This is a genomic window from Bradyrhizobium manausense, assembly GCF_018129685.1.
Classification (GTDB): domain Bacteria; phylum Pseudomonadota; class Alphaproteobacteria; order Rhizobiales; family Xanthobacteraceae; genus Bradyrhizobium; species Bradyrhizobium manausense_D.
The window spans coordinates 1-16,345 of the sequence record NZ_JAFCLG010000010.1 but is presented as its reverse complement, the minus strand read 5'-3'; the positions used below and the strand labels follow the sequence as shown (position 1 = coordinate 16,345).

The window sequence follows — 16,345 nt, the reverse complement described above, 5'->3', positions numbered from 1 at the left end:
TCAGTTCCGCGCGTTTAAGCTGCTGCGTGACGGTGGCATGAGTGAGGAAGAGATTGCTGCCCGACACTTTGTGACGCCGGCGATCGTCAAGCAGCGCCTGCGCCTCGCGTCGGTGTCTCCGAAGCTGCATGAGGTTTATGCCGATGACGGCATGACGCTCGAACAGCTTATGGCCTTCTCCGTGACTGCCGACCAGGCACGACAGGAGCAGGTCTGGGACAACGTGGGCCGCTCTCAACTTGATGAGCCGTACCAGATCCGGCGGATGCTGACGGAGAACACCGTCCGCGCCTCGGACCGCCGCGCCCAATTCATCGGGCTCGATGCCTATGAGCATGCCGGCGGCGCCGTGATGCGGGATCTGTTCGAGCATGACGATGGTGGCTGGCTTCAAGATATCCCACTGCTCGATCGTCTCGTGACCGAGAAGCTGACTGCCGAGGCCGAGACGATCGCGATCGAAGGCTGGAAGTGGATCGCGGTGGCGATCAATTTCCCCTACGGCCACACCAACGGCCTGCGCGAGCTTGACGGCGAGCCGGCCGACCTGACCGAGGAAGAGCAGGTGACGCTTGACGCCCTCAACGCCGAGTATACCAAGATCGAGGCGGACTATCAGGATGCCGACGAATTCCCTGATGCAATCGATCAGCGCCTCGCCGAGATCGAAAGGTCGCGGTCCGCCTTCGAAGCCCGGTCGCTCATTTACGATCCGGCCGAGATCGCCCGCGCCGGTGTATTCATCAGCATCGATGCCGAAGGCCTGCTGTCGGTCGACCGCGGCTACGTCCGGCCGGGGGATGAGGCACGCGTCGTCGTCGATCCCAAGGGCGACGCACCGGATGACGGAGAGACCAGCGAGGAACCAAAGACAAACGGCGTGGTCCAGCCTGCGGTCATCACCGTCGGCGCTACGCCGGCCGAACCCGTCGAGGAGGACGACGACGACACCGTCAAACCCCTGCCGGATCGGCTCGTCACCGAGCTGACCGCCCATCGGACTTTGGCATTGCGCAATGCACTGGCAAACGATCCGGCCATCGCCTTCCAGGCGGTACTGCACAATTTCGTGCTGGCGACGTTCTATCGCTTCGCGTCGTCGAGCGGCTGCCTCGAGATCTCGATCCGCACACCCACATTCCCGGCACAGGCGCCGGGTCTGAAGGAGAGCGCATCGGCGGAAGCCATCGACATCAGGCACGATGGATGGAAGGCCCGTCTTCCCAAAGGCGAAGACGATCTCTGGAACGTCCTCACGGCGTTTGACGGCAAGGAGCAGGCGGCGCTGTTCGCGCATTGCGCATCGTCCGCGGTGAACGCGCTCTACGAACCGGCCAACCGCTATAACGGAGGTCATGTCTCCGCGCATAGCGTTCGTGGCCGACTCGACCAGGCCGATGTCCTGGCTCGTGCCGTCGGACTCGACATGGTGACGGTGGGCTGGAAGCCGACCGTCGACAACTACCTCGGTCGGGTCACCAAGCCTCGCATTCTCGAATCTGTGCGCGAGGCCAAAGGCGAGCAATCGGTGCAACTCATCGACCACCTAAAGAAGGGTGACATGGCCCGGGAGGCCGAACGGCTGTTGGAGGGCACGGGTTGGCTGCCCGAGCCGCTCCGTCTCGTCGAGGTCGCTGCCGCGGAGCAAGACGCCGACGGTGAAGTCGGGGCCTTGCCTGAATTCCTCGCGGATGACGACGAGGCTACTGCCGACGTCGACGATGAACAGCCGCACGTCGTCGCTGCAGAATAATCCACGCTTGCGGGGTGGCTTCGGCCGCCCCGCAACTTCCGTTTCACCGAAAAGCCCGGCCACCGCGCCGGGTTCTTTCCATTTTAGGAGGATCATCATGACCGACTCGCAAACGACACCCGAGCCCGCCGCTGGCGGCGCTGCTTTTGACCGGAAGCAACGCGAATACGCGCGCCGAGCCGAGGAGATTCGGGCGGCCAACAAGACCGTTTTGTTCGATGCGCTCGCCGCCGCCGGAATTGAGACCGTCACCGTCTTGTTCGACGGCTACGGCGACAGCGGCCAGATCGAACGCATTGACGTCGAGCCCAGGGAGGGAACCATTATGCTGCCCTCCGACCGGATCGAGATTGCGCGTACGATCTGGGAAAGCCCCGAGATCGAACGCCAGACCCTGACCGTTCACGAGGCCGTCGAAACGCTGGTCTATGATTTCCTCAGTCAGGTCCATTCCGGTTGGGAGATCAACGACGGCGCCTATGGCGCATTCACCTTCGACGTCGCCGAACGGACGATCAAGCTCGACTACAACGAGCGATATACGTCATCCGAAACTTTCTCGCACGAATTCTGAGGAGGCGACAATGGGACATCCCTTTCACCATGCGCTGTCCTCGGTCCGGAAGTGGGGCGGGGCGGCCGACAACTATTTGCCGCTGCATCAATGGTTCGACGAGTCGAAGGCGATCACGGCCGACTTCCGTCATCGCGCGTTACGTCATCATGCCGAAGGAATCTTCATGCTGGAGCGCTTCTTCGGCGCGACGATCACGATATCGACCGGCCGCGTCGTGCCAGTCCGGTTGATCGGCGAGCAGCACGTCATCGAGGATCTCGGCTTCATACCGAGTTTCGCCGACTGGGTGCGCTGCATCCGGCCCGAACCCTGGATGGGCCGGGCTCAGCCGATCCACCGGCAGGTCGATCCGTTTGCGTTCCCCACCTGACCACCTTCCCACCCTTCATCCGATCAGCCCGGCTTCGTGTCGGGCTTTCGCATTTCTGGAGATCCGATATGGCCGACTATTTCTCGCCCACAGTCGTTCAACCCACCATTCCGAACGCAGACATGACATCACTCGAGAGGTTGCTGTTGATGCAGATCTTCGAGAGTGAACCTGACGGCGACGGCGGGCTCTATTTCTTCGCGGAGATAATGCCGGCCGAACTGATCGAGTTGCCGATCGAGGCCCTCCGCAACGCGCTCGCGGCATCGGATGGCGTTACAAGCGAGACCGCCACCTTCGTCCTCGATCACATAAAGAACATCGGGGAAGATGACTCCGATGTGGAGTTCGACCTCAGCATGACGTCATGGGAGTTCATCTTCCAGGACATCGTCAAGAGATCGGCAACGCTCGACCATGTCACGGTGGTCTCGGCTTTCACCTGCACCAGGATGCGGCCTGACGGGTTTGGTGGCATGGCTATTCTTATTACCGCCGACGCCATCAGGGGCAAAAGCACCGAGGATATTCTCGGCGAATTTCTGGAGCAGGCGGAGCACGGAGCGGCAGCGGCCGCTCCGTGCTTCAGCAGCCATGTCCTATTGTGCCTCAGTGAAGAGCACGTCCGCGCGGAGATCGGCCGCCTAGTCGAAACCGATGAGACACTGACGACGATCGCCGCCGGTGCCGTCACGGACGCCGACATTCGCGCCGGATGCCTCTTCGTGGTGGAGCAGACCGATCTCAGAGAAGAGCTCGGTTCGGCGATCTACAGCGCCGCCCTTGCTGCGATCCGCGAAGCAGAACGGCGGTCGGCGACCCCGGCCTGATCGTTTCTTCCTCACCATTGGCCCCATGGTCCGGCTCCCCCGCCGGGCGCTTTTTATTTGGAGTTCCGCCATGAGCATCCCTGATCATATCAGCACGAATTTCGACACGCTGCTCCGCGCTGCATCCGATGGCAGTCTTGCGCTGATGGAATGCACTGACGCCGTCACTGGTGAACCCCGATATGTCATCTGCGCCGTCGGTCATGAGGGCACGGACTACGTCTTCATGCCGTTTGGCCACCTCACCGACGGCAATCCCTACGATACCTATCTCCCGCCAGCCGAAACCCTGCCGGGACAATCGCCGACCTGATCCCGCTGCGGTGAACCGCGTCTGGACGCAGCGGTTCGCATGTCAACGGGCAAGCCGTTTCCGCTTCGCCTTCGGCGCTGCGTGACATGCGAAACCTGAACCGCGTCCTTCGACCTGTTCACCGCAACGGGAAGATCAGGAGGCGATAGCGATGTGCAGGGTTCTCAACAAGCGCAAGACGGGCGTTCCGGCCGGCGCCGTCTACATCGGCCGCGGCAGCAAATGGGGTAATCCGTTCAGAATCGGCTCTGACGGCGACCGCGCGAGCGTCATCGCGAAATACGCGCGCTGGCTGCGCGATCAGCATCATCTGTTGCGTGCGCTCGACGAATTGCGCGGCCATGACCTCGTCTGCTTCTGCGCGCCGCTCGCATGCCATGGCGAGCTCTTGCTGTGGCTTGCCAACGCATCCCGCGAAGACAGGATCGCGTGGTGGCGAGGTCGTATCGACCATCGGCCATGGCGGTGCGGCTAGGCCGCGCGCCGAACTCAGTGCCGGTGTGACACCGTCCGTAACCCCGGGCTTTGAGAGGAAGAGCTTGGCCGGGACGGGTTTGAGCCGGCGCGGTCGAGAGAGCGCCCCGCCGCTCGATCCGTCCCCAGCTCTTTCGAGGTTCTCCCCATGACATCGCCTTTCACCTCCGTGGCCGCTGTCGCGGCCGCGCCGCTTTCCGTTGCGTCCGGTTCTCTGAACAAGGCCGACGCGATTGCTAGCGCCGCGCAACTTCTTCTTGTGCATCTCGAGCGCGGTCAGCGCATCGATGCGCCTGTCCTGCGCACGGCGATGGAGAGCGCCTTTGGCGCCTCCGACGCCGATGGCGGATGGGATTGGAAGACGGCGTACGACGCTTGCGAGGCGGCCACCGTTCTGTTCGTTCGCAAGTTCGGTCAGGCCATGCGCACGCGTGCTGCTTCCCCGGCCGCGATGCTGCCGATGCTGGCCAAGATTGCCGGCCTTCTTCCCACCCACACCCGCCGTTCCGAAGAGAGCGAAGCGCTTCAGCAGTTCAGTACGCCAATTGTGCTCGGGCTTGCGGCGAGCGCCGCGGCGGCGATCACGCCTGCTGACATCGTGCTGGAGCCTTCGGCCGGCACTGGCCTTCTCGCCATCCTGGCCGAGCTGTCGGGTGCGTCTCTGGTTCTCAATGAGCTGGCCGAAACCCGCGCGGAGCTTCTCTCGCATCTGTTTCCGGGCATCACCGTCACCCGCTTCGATGCCGCGCATATCGACGATCATCTCGACGCTGGCGTCACGCCAAGCGTCGTGCTGATGAATCCGCCATTCTCGGCCGTCGCCAACGTCGATCGCCGGATGGCCGATGCCGCCTTGCGGCACATCGAGTCGGTCCTGGCGCGGCTCCCCGAGGGCGGTCGCTTGGTCGCAATCACTGGGGCGAGTTGTTCCCCGGACAATCCGGTCTGGCGCGATGCCTTCTTCCGGTTGCAGGAACGTGGGCGCGTCGTCTTCACCGCCGCTATTGCTGGCGCCGTGTTTGCCAGGCACGGTACCACCATCGAGACACGCCTGACCGTGATCGATCGGTTGCCAGCGGAGGATGCGAGGGCATTTCCGTCGCCTTCTGGCATGGCGCCGGACGTTGCCACGCTGCTTGGTTGGGTCACGGAGTACGTTCCAGCGCGGTTGCCGATCGCGAGGGCCGTTGCCGCTCCGTCGATCCCGCATCCGGCCATTCCGCGAACAGTCCGCGCCTCTGCCACGCGTCCGTCCGCGATTGCCGCTCCGACATCGGATCCCGCAGCAGTTGAGCTCGCCTATGAGACCGTCGCATGGACACCGATTGAGGGCAGCCAGATCACCGAAGCGCTTTACGAAGAATACGCGCTTCAATCGGTCCGCATTCCCGGCTCTCAGCCACATCCCACCAAGCTGGTACAATCAGCCGCCATGGCGTCGGTGGCGCCTCCGATCCCGTCCTATCGGCCGTACCTTCCGACGAACATCATCACGGATGGCCTGCTGTCTGATGCGCAGCTTGAGTCCGTCATATATGCGGGCGAGGCCCACTCCCAGTTCCTTGCGGGATCATGGACCATCGACGAGACCTATGACCTGGTCTGCGCGGCGCGCGACGATGCGGACAATGCCGCGCAATTCCGGCGCGGCTGGTTTTTGGGAGACGGAACCGGTGCGGGGAAAGGCCGTCAGGTCGCCGGTATCCTGCTCGACAATTGGTTGAAGGGCCGCTGCCGCGCGGTGTGGGTCAGCAAGTCCGACAAGCTGATCGAGGACGCTCAGCGCGACTGGTCGGCGCTCGGCATGGAGCGGCTGCTGGTGACGCCGTTGTCGCGGTTCCGGCAGGGCACGCCGATCCGTCTGGAGCAGGGGGTCCTTTTTACCACATACGCCACGCTGCGATCCGACGCGCGCGACGAGAAGGTTTCTCGGGTCAAACAGATCGTGGAATGGTTGGGCGCCGACTTCGACGGGGTCATCATCTTCGACGAGTCTCACGCGATGCAGAACGCCGCGGGCGGGAAAGGGGAACGCGGCGACCAGGCTGCGTCACAACAGGGCCGCGCTGGCTTGCGGCTGCAACATGCCCTGCCGAATGCCCGCATCGTCTATGTCTCGGCGACCGCCGCCACCACGGTTCATAACCTCGCCTATGCCCAGCGCCTTGGGCTCTGGGGCGGTGAGGAATTCCCGTTCGCGACGCGCAGCGAGTTCGTCGAGGCGATCGAGGCTGGCGGCGTCGCGGCAATGGAAGTGCTCGCCCGCGATATGAAAGCGCTTGGCCTCTATTCGGCCCGCTCCCTTTCCTATGAGGGCGTTGCGTACGAATTGGTCGAGCACCGTCTGACCGACGAACAGATCCGCATCTACGATGCCTATGCGGGGGGCTTCTCGATCATTCATAACAATCTAGAAGCCGCGATGCGGGCGGCAAACATCACGGGCGCAACGGGCACGCTCAACGCGCAGGCGAAATCCGCGGCCAGGTCCGCGTTCGAATCGGCAAAACAGCGTTTCTTCAACCATCTGATCACGGCGATCAAGACGCCGTCGCTGATCGCGTCCGTCGAGCGGGACCTAACAGACGGCCATGCCGCCGTGATCCAGATCGTCTCGACCGGCGAAGCGTTGACGGAACGCCGCCTTGCCGAAATCCCAACGGAGGAATGGGGCGACGTCCAGGTCGACATCACGCCGCGCGAATATGTGCTGGATTATTTGGCACATGGCTTCCCGACCCAGCTTTACGAGCCGTTTACCGATGGCGAAGGGAACCTGTTGTCGCGTCCGGTCTATCGTGACGGCCAACCCGTGCAGAGCCGGGAGGCCGTCACGCGGCGCGACCGGTTGATCGAGAAGCTGGCGTCGTTGACGCCGGTTCATGGCGCGCTCGACCAGATCGTGCAGCGGTTTGGCACCGACATGGTGGCGGAAGTCACGGGACGTTCGCGCAGGATCGTCCGCAAGACCGGATCGGACGGAATCGATCGATTGGTTGTCGAGAACCGCGCCGGCTCGGCCAACCTCGGCGAAACCCAGGCATTCATGGATGACGCGAAACGCATTCTCGTCTTCTCCGACGCCGGCGGCACCGGGCGTTCCTATCACGCTGACCTTGCGGCAAGGAACCGAAGGCTGCGGGTCCACTATCTTCTGGAAGCCGGATGGAAAGCCGATGCGGCGATCCAGGGATTGGGTCGGACCAACCGCACCAATCAGGCACAGCCGCCGCTGTTCAGACCCATCGCCACTAATGTGAAAGCCGAGAAGCGCTTCCTCTCGACCATCGCGCGTCGTCTCGACACGTTGGGCGCTATCACCAAGGGCCAGCGCCAGACCGGAGGGCAGGGCCTGTTCCGGCCTGAAGACAATCTCGAAAGTCATTACGCGCGCGATGCGTTGCGCCAGCTCTACGTCCTGCTGGTCACCGGCAAGGTCAGTGACTGTTCGCTTCAAACGTTCGAGGACGCGACTGGGTTGAAGCTCACTGACTCGAACGGCATCAGGGATGAGCTGCCGCCGATCACGACGTTCCTCAATCGCCTGCTGGCGCTCACTATCGATCTCCAGAACATCCTGTTCACCGCGTTCGAGCAACTGCTGACGGCGCGGATCGAGGGCGCCATCGCGTCCGGCACCTATGATGTCGGGTTGGAGACGCTGACGGCCGAGAGTTTCGTCGTCGCTGGCCGGCAGACGATCTATACCCATCCCGGTACGTCCGCCGAGACGCGGCTGCTGACCATTACCCAGCGCGAACGTAACCGGCCGGTCACATCAGATGAGGCGCTGGGGCGTCTCTCCGATGCCCGCGCGGTTCCGTTGGTCAACAGCCAGTCCGGCCGCGCCGCCGTGCAGGTCCCGGCCCGAAGTCTGATGCTCGACGACGGCGAAGTCGAACGCCGGGTTCGCCTCATCCGCCCGATGGAGCACCCAACCATACCGCTGGCAATGATGCCGCAGACCCATTGGCGGGAAGTCGACCGCGACACCTTCGCCCGCGCCTGGGCGGCCGAAGTCGCCGAGATTCCGGAGTTCACCGACAGCGAGATCCACATCGTTGCGGGCTTATTGTTGCCGATCTGGAAGCGGCTCCCAAATGAATCCACACGGGTGTATCGTCTGCAGACCGACACCGGCGAGCGGATTATCGGCCGTAAGGTGTCGCCCGCGTGGGTCGCGGGTGCGCTGGAAGCCGGGACGTCGAAGCTTTCGCCGGACGATGCCTTCGCCGCGCTGATCGATGGCAAGACCATCCTCGATCTCGCCGAGGGTCTCCAGGTCAGGCGCGTTCGCGTGATGGGTGCGAACCGGATCGAGTTGACTGGCTTCTCCGAGCCGATGCGGGATCGCTTACGCGCCTATGGCCTGTTCGGCGAGATCATTTCGTGGAAGCTGCGTTTCTTTGTCCCAGTCGATGCGACCGGTCCTGCGATCCTCGCCAAGGTTCTGGAGTGCTATCCGATCGCGCGCATCGCTGATCGGGCGGCGGCGTGACATGCCGCGCAATGCGGCAGAGCTGGCACATCGCCTCGCGCGCGAGGCCGAGGCGGTGTGCCGTCACTACCTCTCCAACGGACGTCGCGTCGGCAATTACTGGCAGGTCGGCGACGTCAGGAACGCATCCGGCCGATCGATGTTCGTCCGCCTGAAACCGAAAGGCCCCGGCGGGCGCCCGGCCGGCAAATGGACCGACGCGGCGACCGGCGAGCATGGGGATCTGCTCGACGTGATCCGAGAGAGTTGCGGCCTGGTCGATTTCCACGATGTCACTGAGGAGGCGCGACGCTTCCTAAGCCTGCCAAGATCTAAACGGGAGCCGGACAGTCCATCGCGCCTGTCACCAGTACTGACCGGCTCACCCGAATCGGCACGGCGTCTGTTCGGCATGTCGCAGCCGATTGCCGGCACGGTTGTGGAGACTTACCTGCGGAGACGCGGCATCACTGACCTGCATGGCATCGCCAGCCTGCGATTCCATCCACGCTGCTACTATCGTCCCGAGGCAGACGCCCCCACCGAAATTTGGCCTGCAATGATAGCCGCTGTGACCGACCTCCAGGGCCACGTCACCGGCGCGCACCGCACCTGGCTCGATCCGTCCGGCCGCGACAAGGCGCCGGTCGATACCCCACGCCGGGCAATGGGTCACCTTCTCGGACACGCGGTTCGTTTCGGTCCGGCAAGCGACGTGATGGCGGCCGGCGAGGGCATTGAGACCATGCTATCGCCCCGCTGCATCATCCCCACCATGGCGATGGTCGCAGCACTCTCGGCCGCGCATCTCGGAGCCATCCTGTTCCCGGCAACGCTGCGTCGGCTCTATGTCGTCCGTGACAACGATCCGGCGGGCGATGGTGCGGTGGCCGGACTGTTCGACAGGGCGCAATCGGCCGGGATCGAGGCGATCGTGCTGTCGCCGCAGTGTGGAGATTTCAATGAGGATCTGCGAAATTTTGACATCAACGCGCTACGTGCAGCGTTGCGCATCCAGCTCAGCCCGGAGGACGTTGGCCGGTTCTTGAGCACGGGTTTAGACGGGAATAGCGGATGAGGCCGGTACTCCGCTCTGACGAGGTACCATCGACCTCGGAGCTTCCTTGTTGACGGAGAGGACCGCGCCCACGGCCTTCTTGAGAGGGCGACCCTGCGGCAAGCGGTCCGGCCACGCAATGGCGGGAGCCGGCTATTTTCCGTCGCGTCCCAGGCCCACCCCATCGCGCGAGCGCGACGGGGACCCCGGGGTGGACGCTTTACATCGCGAGGCAAAATAGCCGGCTCCCGCCATCCTCCGCTTCGCTACGGCCGCTGTCGCTGCGCTCGGCGGTGCAGGTCCGGTCCGCCCGCCGCCTTTCGTCGCCATGAAGGCCGCGATGAGCGCGGCCGATCCGGCAAAAGGACGCCACCATGACGATCGACCGCGACCAACTGGACTACGAGCCGCCGCATGCGACATCCCCGACCGATCACATCCTTACCGAGCTCCAGCTCCACGGCTATCGACCCTTCCAGGACGAGCCCGACCCGAGACCGCTTCCCGAAGCCCGTACCGTCGCTGCTACCGTCGCCGACATCTTCGACGCACTCACCGCGACCTTGAGCGAAACCCGCCTCGAACCCGACCTCGAGGACCTCCTGTGGTCGACCGTCAATCTCTTCCACCGCGCCAACGATCGGATCGAACGTGAACTCGACGACAACGAGCAGGCGCAGAAGCGCAGCCAACGCGACCAGGATGGCTCCGAGATCCGCTCGGTCGAACTGGAGCGTCTCACCGCCGAGGGCATGAGTTTGATCGAACGCCGCGATGTCATGGAACTTTTCCGCGACCAGGCCGCCGAACACTTCGCCCGCCAGACCGGATCGCACTGGCACCCGCGCAGCGGTTCGAAAGTCAACCATCGCGCCCTGACTTCCGCCGTCATCGACAGCCGCGACTTCCTCGCCGCCAGGCGCCGGGCCGACACCGAGGTCATGCTGCCTTCCGGTCCGAAGATCGCCTTCACCGGCGGCCTCGACTTCAACGATGTCAGCCTGATCTGGGACAAGCTCGATCAGGTCCACGCAAAACATCCGGACATGGTGCTGCTCCATGGCGGTTCGCCGAAGGGTGCTGAGCGTATCGCCGCCCGCTGGGCCGATCATCGAAAAGTTCCGCAAATCGCCTTCAAACCCGACTGGACCAAACACGCCAAGGCAGCACCGTTCAAGCGCAACGATCGGATGCTCGACGTGCTGCCGATCGGCGTCATGGTCTTTCCCGGAACCGGTATCCAGGAGAACCTGGCCGACAAGGCACGGAAGCTCGGTATCCCCGTCTGGAAATTCGGTAACGGCGGCGCGTGAGCGCCGCCACCATTTCTTCAGCCGGACTGCAAATTATCACCGGTAGAGCGGCATCGATCTATCCGCTTTACGCCGTAACGGCGATCCGAGCGGGGCGCTCATCACATCGCTTCCAGGCTGGAATCTTGCTCGCCGTCAGGACCGCGGGGGATTCCAAACCCTCGCGGGATCGGCTAACCTTAGGGGATAGCGCCGTGGTGGTGGTGGAAGGCGCGACCCCTGCAACCCCTGTCACGGGAGCCATCACCATGCTTATTGTCGGCATTCTTCTCAACATCGTCGGACTCGGTGTCCTCTGTTGGGCACTTTTTGCACTCGCTATCCATGCGCTGCCGTTTTTCGTCGGCATGACCGCAGGGATCTATTCATTTCAGATTGGGATGGGTCCGTTCGGAGCCATCGTCGTTGGTTTCATCGTGGCTGGTTTTACACTCGTTCTCGGGCGGTACGCCTTCTCCGTCGCGCGCGGTCCCGTTGTCCGCCTTCTCATTGGGTTACTATTCGCGGTTCCGGCTGCACGCGCTGGATATGATATGACCCTTGCCCTTTCGCACATCGGCATTCCCTCGGAATGGTGGCGGGAGTCGTTCGCTGTGCTTGGCGCCATCGCCATCGGGAGCACCGCCTGGGCGCGCGTATCGACGCTGGCCGACCCCGCTCTTAGACCGGGTGTTACACTCGGCCCCATTCAGCCGCCGAATAGAGCGATGACCGCGGGCGGGTGACTCTACGGGTCTATCGTCGTTCGGTTGGGGTCAGCGCGGATATCCGGTCGCCAGACATGACAGCGATATCGCGGTCCCTCTCGCACTTCGATTGAGCCGGTCGATCTCCTTGGCCGACTACGATCCGGTGTGTCGCTGCGTCTGCGTTGTCTTCTGTCTGCGCGGCGACAAGTGACCACCGTTCTGCACGCCAGGTTTTCTTTTCCTTCGCCGGGAATGCGGCGCTTCTTGCATGGGCCGATCGATAGCTGGCACGTCTCCCAAATGCTGTTCAGCGCACGCGAGCACCTCGCCTCTCATTGGCTTGATCTGGCCGAAGGCCGGCTGCGCCTCGATCGCCTGAACCGCAACGGCGGCGGCGAGACTTTCTTCCCCTGGGCTTTGCCCATTCCTCGCGAGGCAAGAAAGTCTCACCGCCGCCATCCTCCGCTCCGCTGCGGCCCAAACGGGTGCGGCGTCGATCGCCTTCGGCTTTCAGATCGCCATCGAGGCCGCGGTGGTCGCGGAGCTCGAAAACAGCAAGGAGAAGTGACATGGCTAACATCGGCTCTTTCAAGAAATCCGGCCAGGAATTCCAGGGCGAGATCGTCACCCTGAGCCTCCAGACCAAGGGCGTCCGCATCGTCCCCGAGACAGACCGGAGCAATGACAACGCGCCGAGCCACCGGGTCTACGTGGGCCGAGCTGAGATAGGGGCCGCGTGGCCGAAGCGCTCCAGCGAGGGTCGCGATTATCTCTCAGTCAAGCTGGACGATCCGAGCTTCAACGCTCCGATCTACGCCAACCTCTTCGACGACGAGGACGCCGAGACCTACACCCTGATCTGGTCGCGGTCGCGCAAGAACGGCGACTGAGCAAGACCAGCGCACCAGCGCCCCGCTCATCCGAGCGGGGCGTTTCGCTGTCTGACGATGGCTACGCCAGCGAGCCGCCTGCGATCCTCGCGCTTCGCCATGACGGCTTCACATTTTCGCTGATCCGCAGCGACCGAAACGCAGGCTTCAGCCTTTCCGCTTCGGCGCTTTCGTCCGTTCATCGCGTGCTTCGTCATCCTTCCGGATCGGCGACGGGCGCGTTGCCGCGCCCCGGGGCTCGCCGGGCCTGCGGCCCGGCTCGCGGGAGGCTCTTTCCGACTTCGCACAAGCTCGCATGGTTCAAGCGCCGGATTGACTCCGGCCTCTCTTTTTATCCCCAGTAGGAGACGGTCGCCTGAGAAGATCTGCCGCCTCAACACCGAGAACCCGCGCCAACCTGTCCACAACGTCAATGCCGGCAGCATAGACGCTTCGCTCCAGCGAGCTGATGTAAGTACGGTCGATCTTAGCGCGGTGCGCCAGCTCCTCCTGCGACAAGCCGTTAGCCCGCCGGAGTTTCCGCAAATTGACTGCTAGTACCTCTCGTATCTCCATGGACGAGAGAGCACGGCCTTGAAGAGTATTCCACCACGGAGTATTCTCGACAAACGTTGTTGGACGGGAGACTTCGATTGGCCTCAAGGCCCATTCTCGCTGCCGTCCGGTCAGAGCTTCGAACGTTGGTCAGAACCATTGGTCGTGCTCATCTTATGTGGGGAATGGAGCCTGCACGGTCTGGATTACGGCCAAACGATGGCTTAGCCTTTCGCAGGCGCATGAGTTCGTTTTTTTGATGTCACCTGTCGAGCACCAGCATGCCGATACAGATGCCACCGCTTGACCCCGACGTGGCAGACGTGGCGCCATCCGCCCCCACGCTTACGGACTACGACATGGAACATCTGGTGACCTATTTGCGGTTGCTCGATGCCGACGCCGAAGGTGCCGACTGGCGCGAGGTCGCGCGGATCGTGTTGCATCTCGATGCCGAGCGTGAGCCGGATCGTGCGCGGCATGCGTTGGATAGTCATCTGGCCCGCGCCAAATGGATGACAGAGCAAGGCTACCGGCATCTGCTGCGTGCAGGCAACCCTTGATGAAATAAATCACTTCGATCCGCCGCCTTCGTAGAGCGAATGTTCTTTCGAATTCTCGTGACCGCGTTTGCGCATCGCGTGATGCGGATACGGGGACTATCAACAACCTTCGATTGCTAAAATGATATCGCGCTCATCCTGACCGGCGCACGTGACAGGAGAAAAGATGCGATGTCTCATTCTGATTGGCGATCAACTGCAGCCTATGATCGCCCCGGCTTTGCCTGGGAATACGTTCGCCGCAATCCGGACTATCACCGCGATTGTCGTGAACTCGCGCATTCGAAACCTGATTCTCCCGTGACCACAGCGTTCAGAAGGAGATGGGGCCTTTGCTTTTGTGACTGACCCGGCGGGGTCGTCGCAGGATCAAGCTATTTTCTGGGCTCCGGAAGTTTTGCCGGACATCGTTCCGGTTGTTCGAAGCACAGCTGCCTTCAGTGCCCATGGCCTCGGCCTGGCCGAGCTGTCGACCGCCGAGTGCCGGCAGGCCGCGGATGGCTGGCATCTCCTGCTGCGTCTGAACGGCGTCGAACATCGGCTGTGGCTTAGGGAGCCTCTGGTGGCTGGCATGCCCTACGCCGCCGAATTGCCGCTTGATGGGGATTTTGAGTCGCGCGCCCATGCGGCGGGCCGTCTCTGGCGCGCTCTTGGTGGGTACCCCGCTGGCCCCGCATTTCAAGAACTGTCCCTACAGCGGCGACAGCGGCTGGCCCTCGCGCTGCGTGCGCTCGATGCCAGTTCCGATGGCCATACCTATCGCGCTATCGCGGAAGAACTGTTCGGCGCAAGGCATATCCCCGAACGGGCCTGGAAAACCCACGACCTGCGCAACCGCACCATCCGCTTGGTGCAAACCGGGCTTGCGCTGATGCGCGGCGGCTATCGCGAACTGCTCCGTCCGAGCCGCCGCAAGAAATAGCTGATGATGTCGGTGAGGAGGGGTGCCGAAATTCGACACCCCATCATCGGCATCCCCCTGCGCTTGCCTTCTTCGCCATCGTCACAACAGACGCGCCGCGAACCGCTGTGGCGCTCCATGAGACGATGGAGCTTCTGATATGTCCGATCCGAACGCCGGCTTGCCGCCCCGATACCTGCGCACGCCCGAAGCCGCGCGATTCCTCAGTCTCTCCGGCCGGACACTGGAAAAGCACCGGACCTACGGTACCGGTCCCACTTATCGAAAGCTTGGCGGTCGCGTTGTCTATGCGATCGCCGATTTGGAAGCCTGGGCCAAACGCGGGATCCGCGAATCAACCTCAGATTCCGGTGCTGGGACCGTGTTGCCCGCTAAACGGCATCCGGCGGCTTTGCGCCCCTACGCCGGCCAGACGCGCCGCTGATCGTTACGGGAGCGCAGTAACGATGCGACGCAGACCCCGTTCAGAACGCGAGCAGCTCGACCTGTTCCGTGCGCTTCCCGGCGATCTCGCAGCCCGCGATGCCCAGGATCTCATGGCCTATCCGTTCTTCTCGCTGGCCAAATCCAGGCGCATCGTTCCGATCGATTTTCGCGCAGGCAAGATCGCCATTCGTGTCGAGGCCGTTCCGGAACACGGCATGGCCACCATCTGGGATGCCGACGTTCTTATTTGGGCGGCCTCGCAGATTGTCGAGGCCCGCGACGCCGGTTTGAAGACATCGCGGTTGATGGCCGCGACGCCATACGAAATCCTGACCTTCGTAGGTCGCGGCACCAGCGCCCGCGACTACGACCGGCTCAAAGCCGCACTCGACCGGCTGCAATCGACGACCGTCATGACGACGATCCGCCAACCGACGGAGCGTCGGCGACACCGCTTTTCCTGGATCAATGAATGGAAAGAGACGGCCGATGTGCACGGCCGGCCACGCGGATTGGAGCTGATCCTGGCCGACTGGTTTTACGCCGGTGTGCTGGATGAAGCGCTCGTCCTCACAATTGATCGCGCGTATTTCGACCTGACCGGCGGCCTGGAGCGCTGGCTCTATCGCCTCGTGCGCAAGCACGGCGGACGCCAGACCGGCGGCTGGAGTTTTGATTTCGTTCATCTGCACGCCAAGTCTGGCAGCCTCTCGCCGCTGAAGCATTTTGCCTACGATCTCCGGGAGATCGTCCGCCGCCAGACCTTGCCTGGCTATCAACTCGTTATCGACCGCAGCCTTCGCGGCGCTGAACGCCTCAACTTCACACCCATTCCTGTCGATCCGCTCACGGCCGCTCGGCGCCGTCGCGGACTCGCAACTGCATCGGTGCACAAGCTGTGAATCATTTCGTGCTATCGGGGACGAGAACTCGCGTGCCATCAGGGACCCGATCCTCGTCCTATCGGGGACCGGAACCGAACGTAACGTTCTGGCGCTCAAATTCTTTTCGCGCTCGTAACTTTACTAACCCTGAATCCTGCGGATTCTTTCTAACGGACCGCGCGTTTTCCTCCGCGGTTGTCGATGTGCCGTGTTCAGCGAACCGGTGCCGAGTCAGCGAACTGTGTGCCAAGAGAGCGAACTCAGTTCACGAAC

Annotated in this window: 17 protein-coding genes; 16 read left to right on the top strand and 1 reads right to left on the bottom strand. The window is 62.9% G+C overall.

What is annotated here, in order from left to right; all coding sequences use genetic code 11:
• Positions 1 to 37 precede the first annotated feature (37 nt).
• The 11 genes from JQ621_RS22550 (at position 38) to JQ621_RS22500 (ending at position 12,743) form a co-directional block, all read left to right on the top strand.
• Entirely contained in the window at positions 38 to 1,753 is a 1,716-nt protein-coding gene (locus JQ621_RS22550; protein WP_249125482.1) for a DNA-binding protein, read from the top strand.
• Positions 1,722 to 2,327 (top strand): DUF6878 family protein, encoded by a 606-nt coding sequence (locus tag JQ621_RS22545; protein ID WP_249125481.1) that lies wholly within the window; start codon positions 1,722 to 1,724, stop codon positions 2,325 to 2,327. Before JQ621_RS22550 ends, JQ621_RS22545 begins: the two co-directional genes overlap by 32 nt.
• 10 nt (positions 2,328 to 2,337) lie before the next feature.
• Complete coding sequence (locus tag JQ621_RS22540) at positions 2,338 to 2,700, top strand: DUF6915 family protein (protein ID WP_212236880.1); 363 nt, start codon at positions 2,338 to 2,340, stop codon at positions 2,698 to 2,700.
• Positions 2,701 to 2,768: 68 nt separating this feature from the next.
• The gene (locus JQ621_RS22535) at positions 2,769 to 3,530 is read left to right on the top strand and encodes a hypothetical protein (RefSeq protein WP_212236879.1); all 762 of its coding nucleotides are present in this window, start codon (positions 2,769 to 2,771) and stop codon (positions 3,528 to 3,530) included.
• Positions 3,531 to 3,600: 70 nt separating this feature from the next.
• Entirely contained in the window at positions 3,601 to 3,843 is a 243-nt protein-coding gene (locus JQ621_RS22530; RefSeq protein ID WP_212236878.1) for a DUF6117 family protein, read from the top strand.
• A 151-nt stretch (positions 3,844 to 3,994) separates the two neighbouring features.
• On the top strand, positions 3,995 to 4,318 hold the full coding sequence (locus tag JQ621_RS22525; RefSeq protein WP_212236877.1) for a DUF4326 domain-containing protein: 324 nt from the start codon (positions 3,995 to 3,997) through the stop codon (positions 4,316 to 4,318).
• Positions 4,319 to 4,465: 147 nt separating this feature from the next.
• Positions 4,466 to 8,815 (top strand): strawberry notch-like NTP hydrolase domain-containing protein, encoded by a 4,350-nt coding sequence (locus JQ621_RS22520; RefSeq protein WP_212236876.1) that lies wholly within the window; start codon positions 4,466 to 4,468, stop codon positions 8,813 to 8,815.
• 1 nt (position 8,816) lies between these two features.
• Positions 8,817 to 9,872, top strand: coding sequence for a DUF7146 domain-containing protein (locus JQ621_RS22515; RefSeq protein WP_212236875.1), 1,056 nt, complete (start codon positions 8,817 to 8,819; stop codon positions 9,870 to 9,872).
• 353 nt (positions 9,873 to 10,225) lie between these two features.
• Positions 10,226 to 11,164 carry a DUF2493 domain-containing protein gene (locus JQ621_RS22510; RefSeq protein WP_212236874.1) on the top strand — a complete coding sequence of 313 codons (939 nt, stop codon included), beginning with the start codon at positions 10,226 to 10,228 and terminating at the stop codon, positions 11,162 to 11,164.
• Between the two features lie 194 nt (positions 11,165 to 11,358).
• A complete protein-coding gene (locus tag JQ621_RS22505; RefSeq protein ID WP_312015435.1) occupies positions 11,359 to 11,889 on the top strand; it encodes a hypothetical protein in 531 nt (176 codons plus the stop codon).
• A 533-nt stretch (positions 11,890 to 12,422) separates the two neighbouring features.
• A complete protein-coding gene (locus JQ621_RS22500) occupies positions 12,423 to 12,743 on the top strand; it encodes a DUF736 domain-containing protein (RefSeq protein WP_212236873.1) in 321 nt (106 codons plus the stop codon).
• Positions 12,744 to 13,043: 300 nt separating this feature from the next.
• Here the strand turns inward: JQ621_RS22500 and JQ621_RS22495 are convergent, their stop codons facing one another.
• On the bottom strand, positions 13,044 to 13,298 hold the full coding sequence (locus JQ621_RS22495; protein WP_212237169.1) for a helix-turn-helix domain-containing protein: 255 nt from the start codon (positions 13,296 to 13,298) through the stop codon (positions 13,044 to 13,046).
• Positions 13,299 to 13,564: 266 nt separating this feature from the next.
• Here JQ621_RS22495 and JQ621_RS22490 point away from each other — a divergent pair, with 266 nt between their 5' ends.
• From JQ621_RS22490 to JQ621_RS22475, 5 genes are all read left to right on the top strand, one after another.
• Complete coding sequence (locus tag JQ621_RS22490; protein WP_212237167.1) at positions 13,565 to 13,840, top strand: DNA -binding domain-containing protein; 276 nt, start codon at positions 13,565 to 13,567, stop codon at positions 13,838 to 13,840.
• A gap of 171 nt (positions 13,841 to 14,011) precedes the next feature.
• Complete coding sequence (locus JQ621_RS35510) at positions 14,012 to 14,188, top strand: transcriptional regulator domain-containing protein (protein ID WP_249125479.1); 177 nt, start codon at positions 14,012 to 14,014, stop codon at positions 14,186 to 14,188.
• Positions 14,189 to 14,237: 49 nt separating this feature from the next.
• Complete coding sequence (locus JQ621_RS22485; protein ID WP_212236872.1) at positions 14,238 to 14,762, top strand: DUF2285 domain-containing protein; 525 nt, start codon at positions 14,238 to 14,240, stop codon at positions 14,760 to 14,762.
• Positions 14,763 to 14,901: 139 nt separating this feature from the next.
• The gene (locus JQ621_RS22480) at positions 14,902 to 15,186 is read left to right on the top strand and encodes a helix-turn-helix transcriptional regulator (protein ID WP_212236871.1); all 285 of its coding nucleotides are present in this window, start codon (positions 14,902 to 14,904) and stop codon (positions 15,184 to 15,186) included.
• Between the two features lie 22 nt (positions 15,187 to 15,208).
• The gene (locus JQ621_RS22475) at positions 15,209 to 16,090 is read left to right on the top strand and encodes a replication initiator protein A (RefSeq protein WP_212236870.1); all 882 of its coding nucleotides are present in this window, start codon (positions 15,209 to 15,211) and stop codon (positions 16,088 to 16,090) included.
• The last annotated feature ends 255 nt before the right edge of the window (positions 16,091 to 16,345 follow it).

Bases quoted from the DNA above. Each gene is read 5' to 3' on its own strand.
- JQ621_RS22550 (WP_249125482.1), top strand. From the start codon at position 38: ATGAGTGAGGAAGAGATTGCTGCCCGACACTTTGTGACGCCGGCGATC.
- JQ621_RS22545 (WP_249125481.1), top strand. From the start codon at position 1,722: ATGAACAGCCGCACGTCGTCGCTGCAGAATAATCCACGCTTGCGGGGT.
- JQ621_RS22510 (WP_212236874.1), top strand. From the start codon at position 10,226: ATGACGATCGACCGCGACCAACTGGACTACGAGCCGCCGCATGCGACA.
- JQ621_RS22535 (WP_212236879.1), top strand. From the start codon at position 2,769: ATGGCCGACTATTTCTCGCCCACAGTCGTTCAACCCACCATTCCGAAC.
- JQ621_RS22530 (WP_212236878.1), top strand. From the start codon at position 3,601: ATGAGCATCCCTGATCATATCAGCACGAATTTCGACACGCTGCTCCGC.
- JQ621_RS22480 (WP_212236871.1), top strand. From the start codon at position 14,902: ATGTCCGATCCGAACGCCGGCTTGCCGCCCCGATACCTGCGCACGCCC.
- JQ621_RS22500 (WP_212236873.1), top strand. From the start codon at position 12,423: ATGGCTAACATCGGCTCTTTCAAGAAATCCGGCCAGGAATTCCAGGGC.
- JQ621_RS35510 (WP_249125479.1), top strand. From the start codon at position 14,012: ATGTCTCATTCTGATTGGCGATCAACTGCAGCCTATGATCGCCCCGGC.
- JQ621_RS22540 (WP_212236880.1), top strand. From the start codon at position 2,338: ATGGGACATCCCTTTCACCATGCGCTGTCCTCGGTCCGGAAGTGGGGC.
- JQ621_RS22495 (WP_212237169.1), bottom strand. From the start codon at position 13,298: ATGGAGATACGAGAGGTACTAGCAGTCAATTTGCGGAAACTCCGGCGG.
- JQ621_RS22520 (WP_212236876.1), top strand. From the start codon at position 4,466: ATGACATCGCCTTTCACCTCCGTGGCCGCTGTCGCGGCCGCGCCGCTT.
- JQ621_RS22525 (WP_212236877.1), top strand. From the start codon at position 3,995: ATGTGCAGGGTTCTCAACAAGCGCAAGACGGGCGTTCCGGCCGGCGCC.
- JQ621_RS22515 (WP_212236875.1), top strand. From the start codon at position 8,817: ATGCCGCGCAATGCGGCAGAGCTGGCACATCGCCTCGCGCGCGAGGCC.
- JQ621_RS22475 (WP_212236870.1), top strand. From the start codon at position 15,209: ATGCGACGCAGACCCCGTTCAGAACGCGAGCAGCTCGACCTGTTCCGT.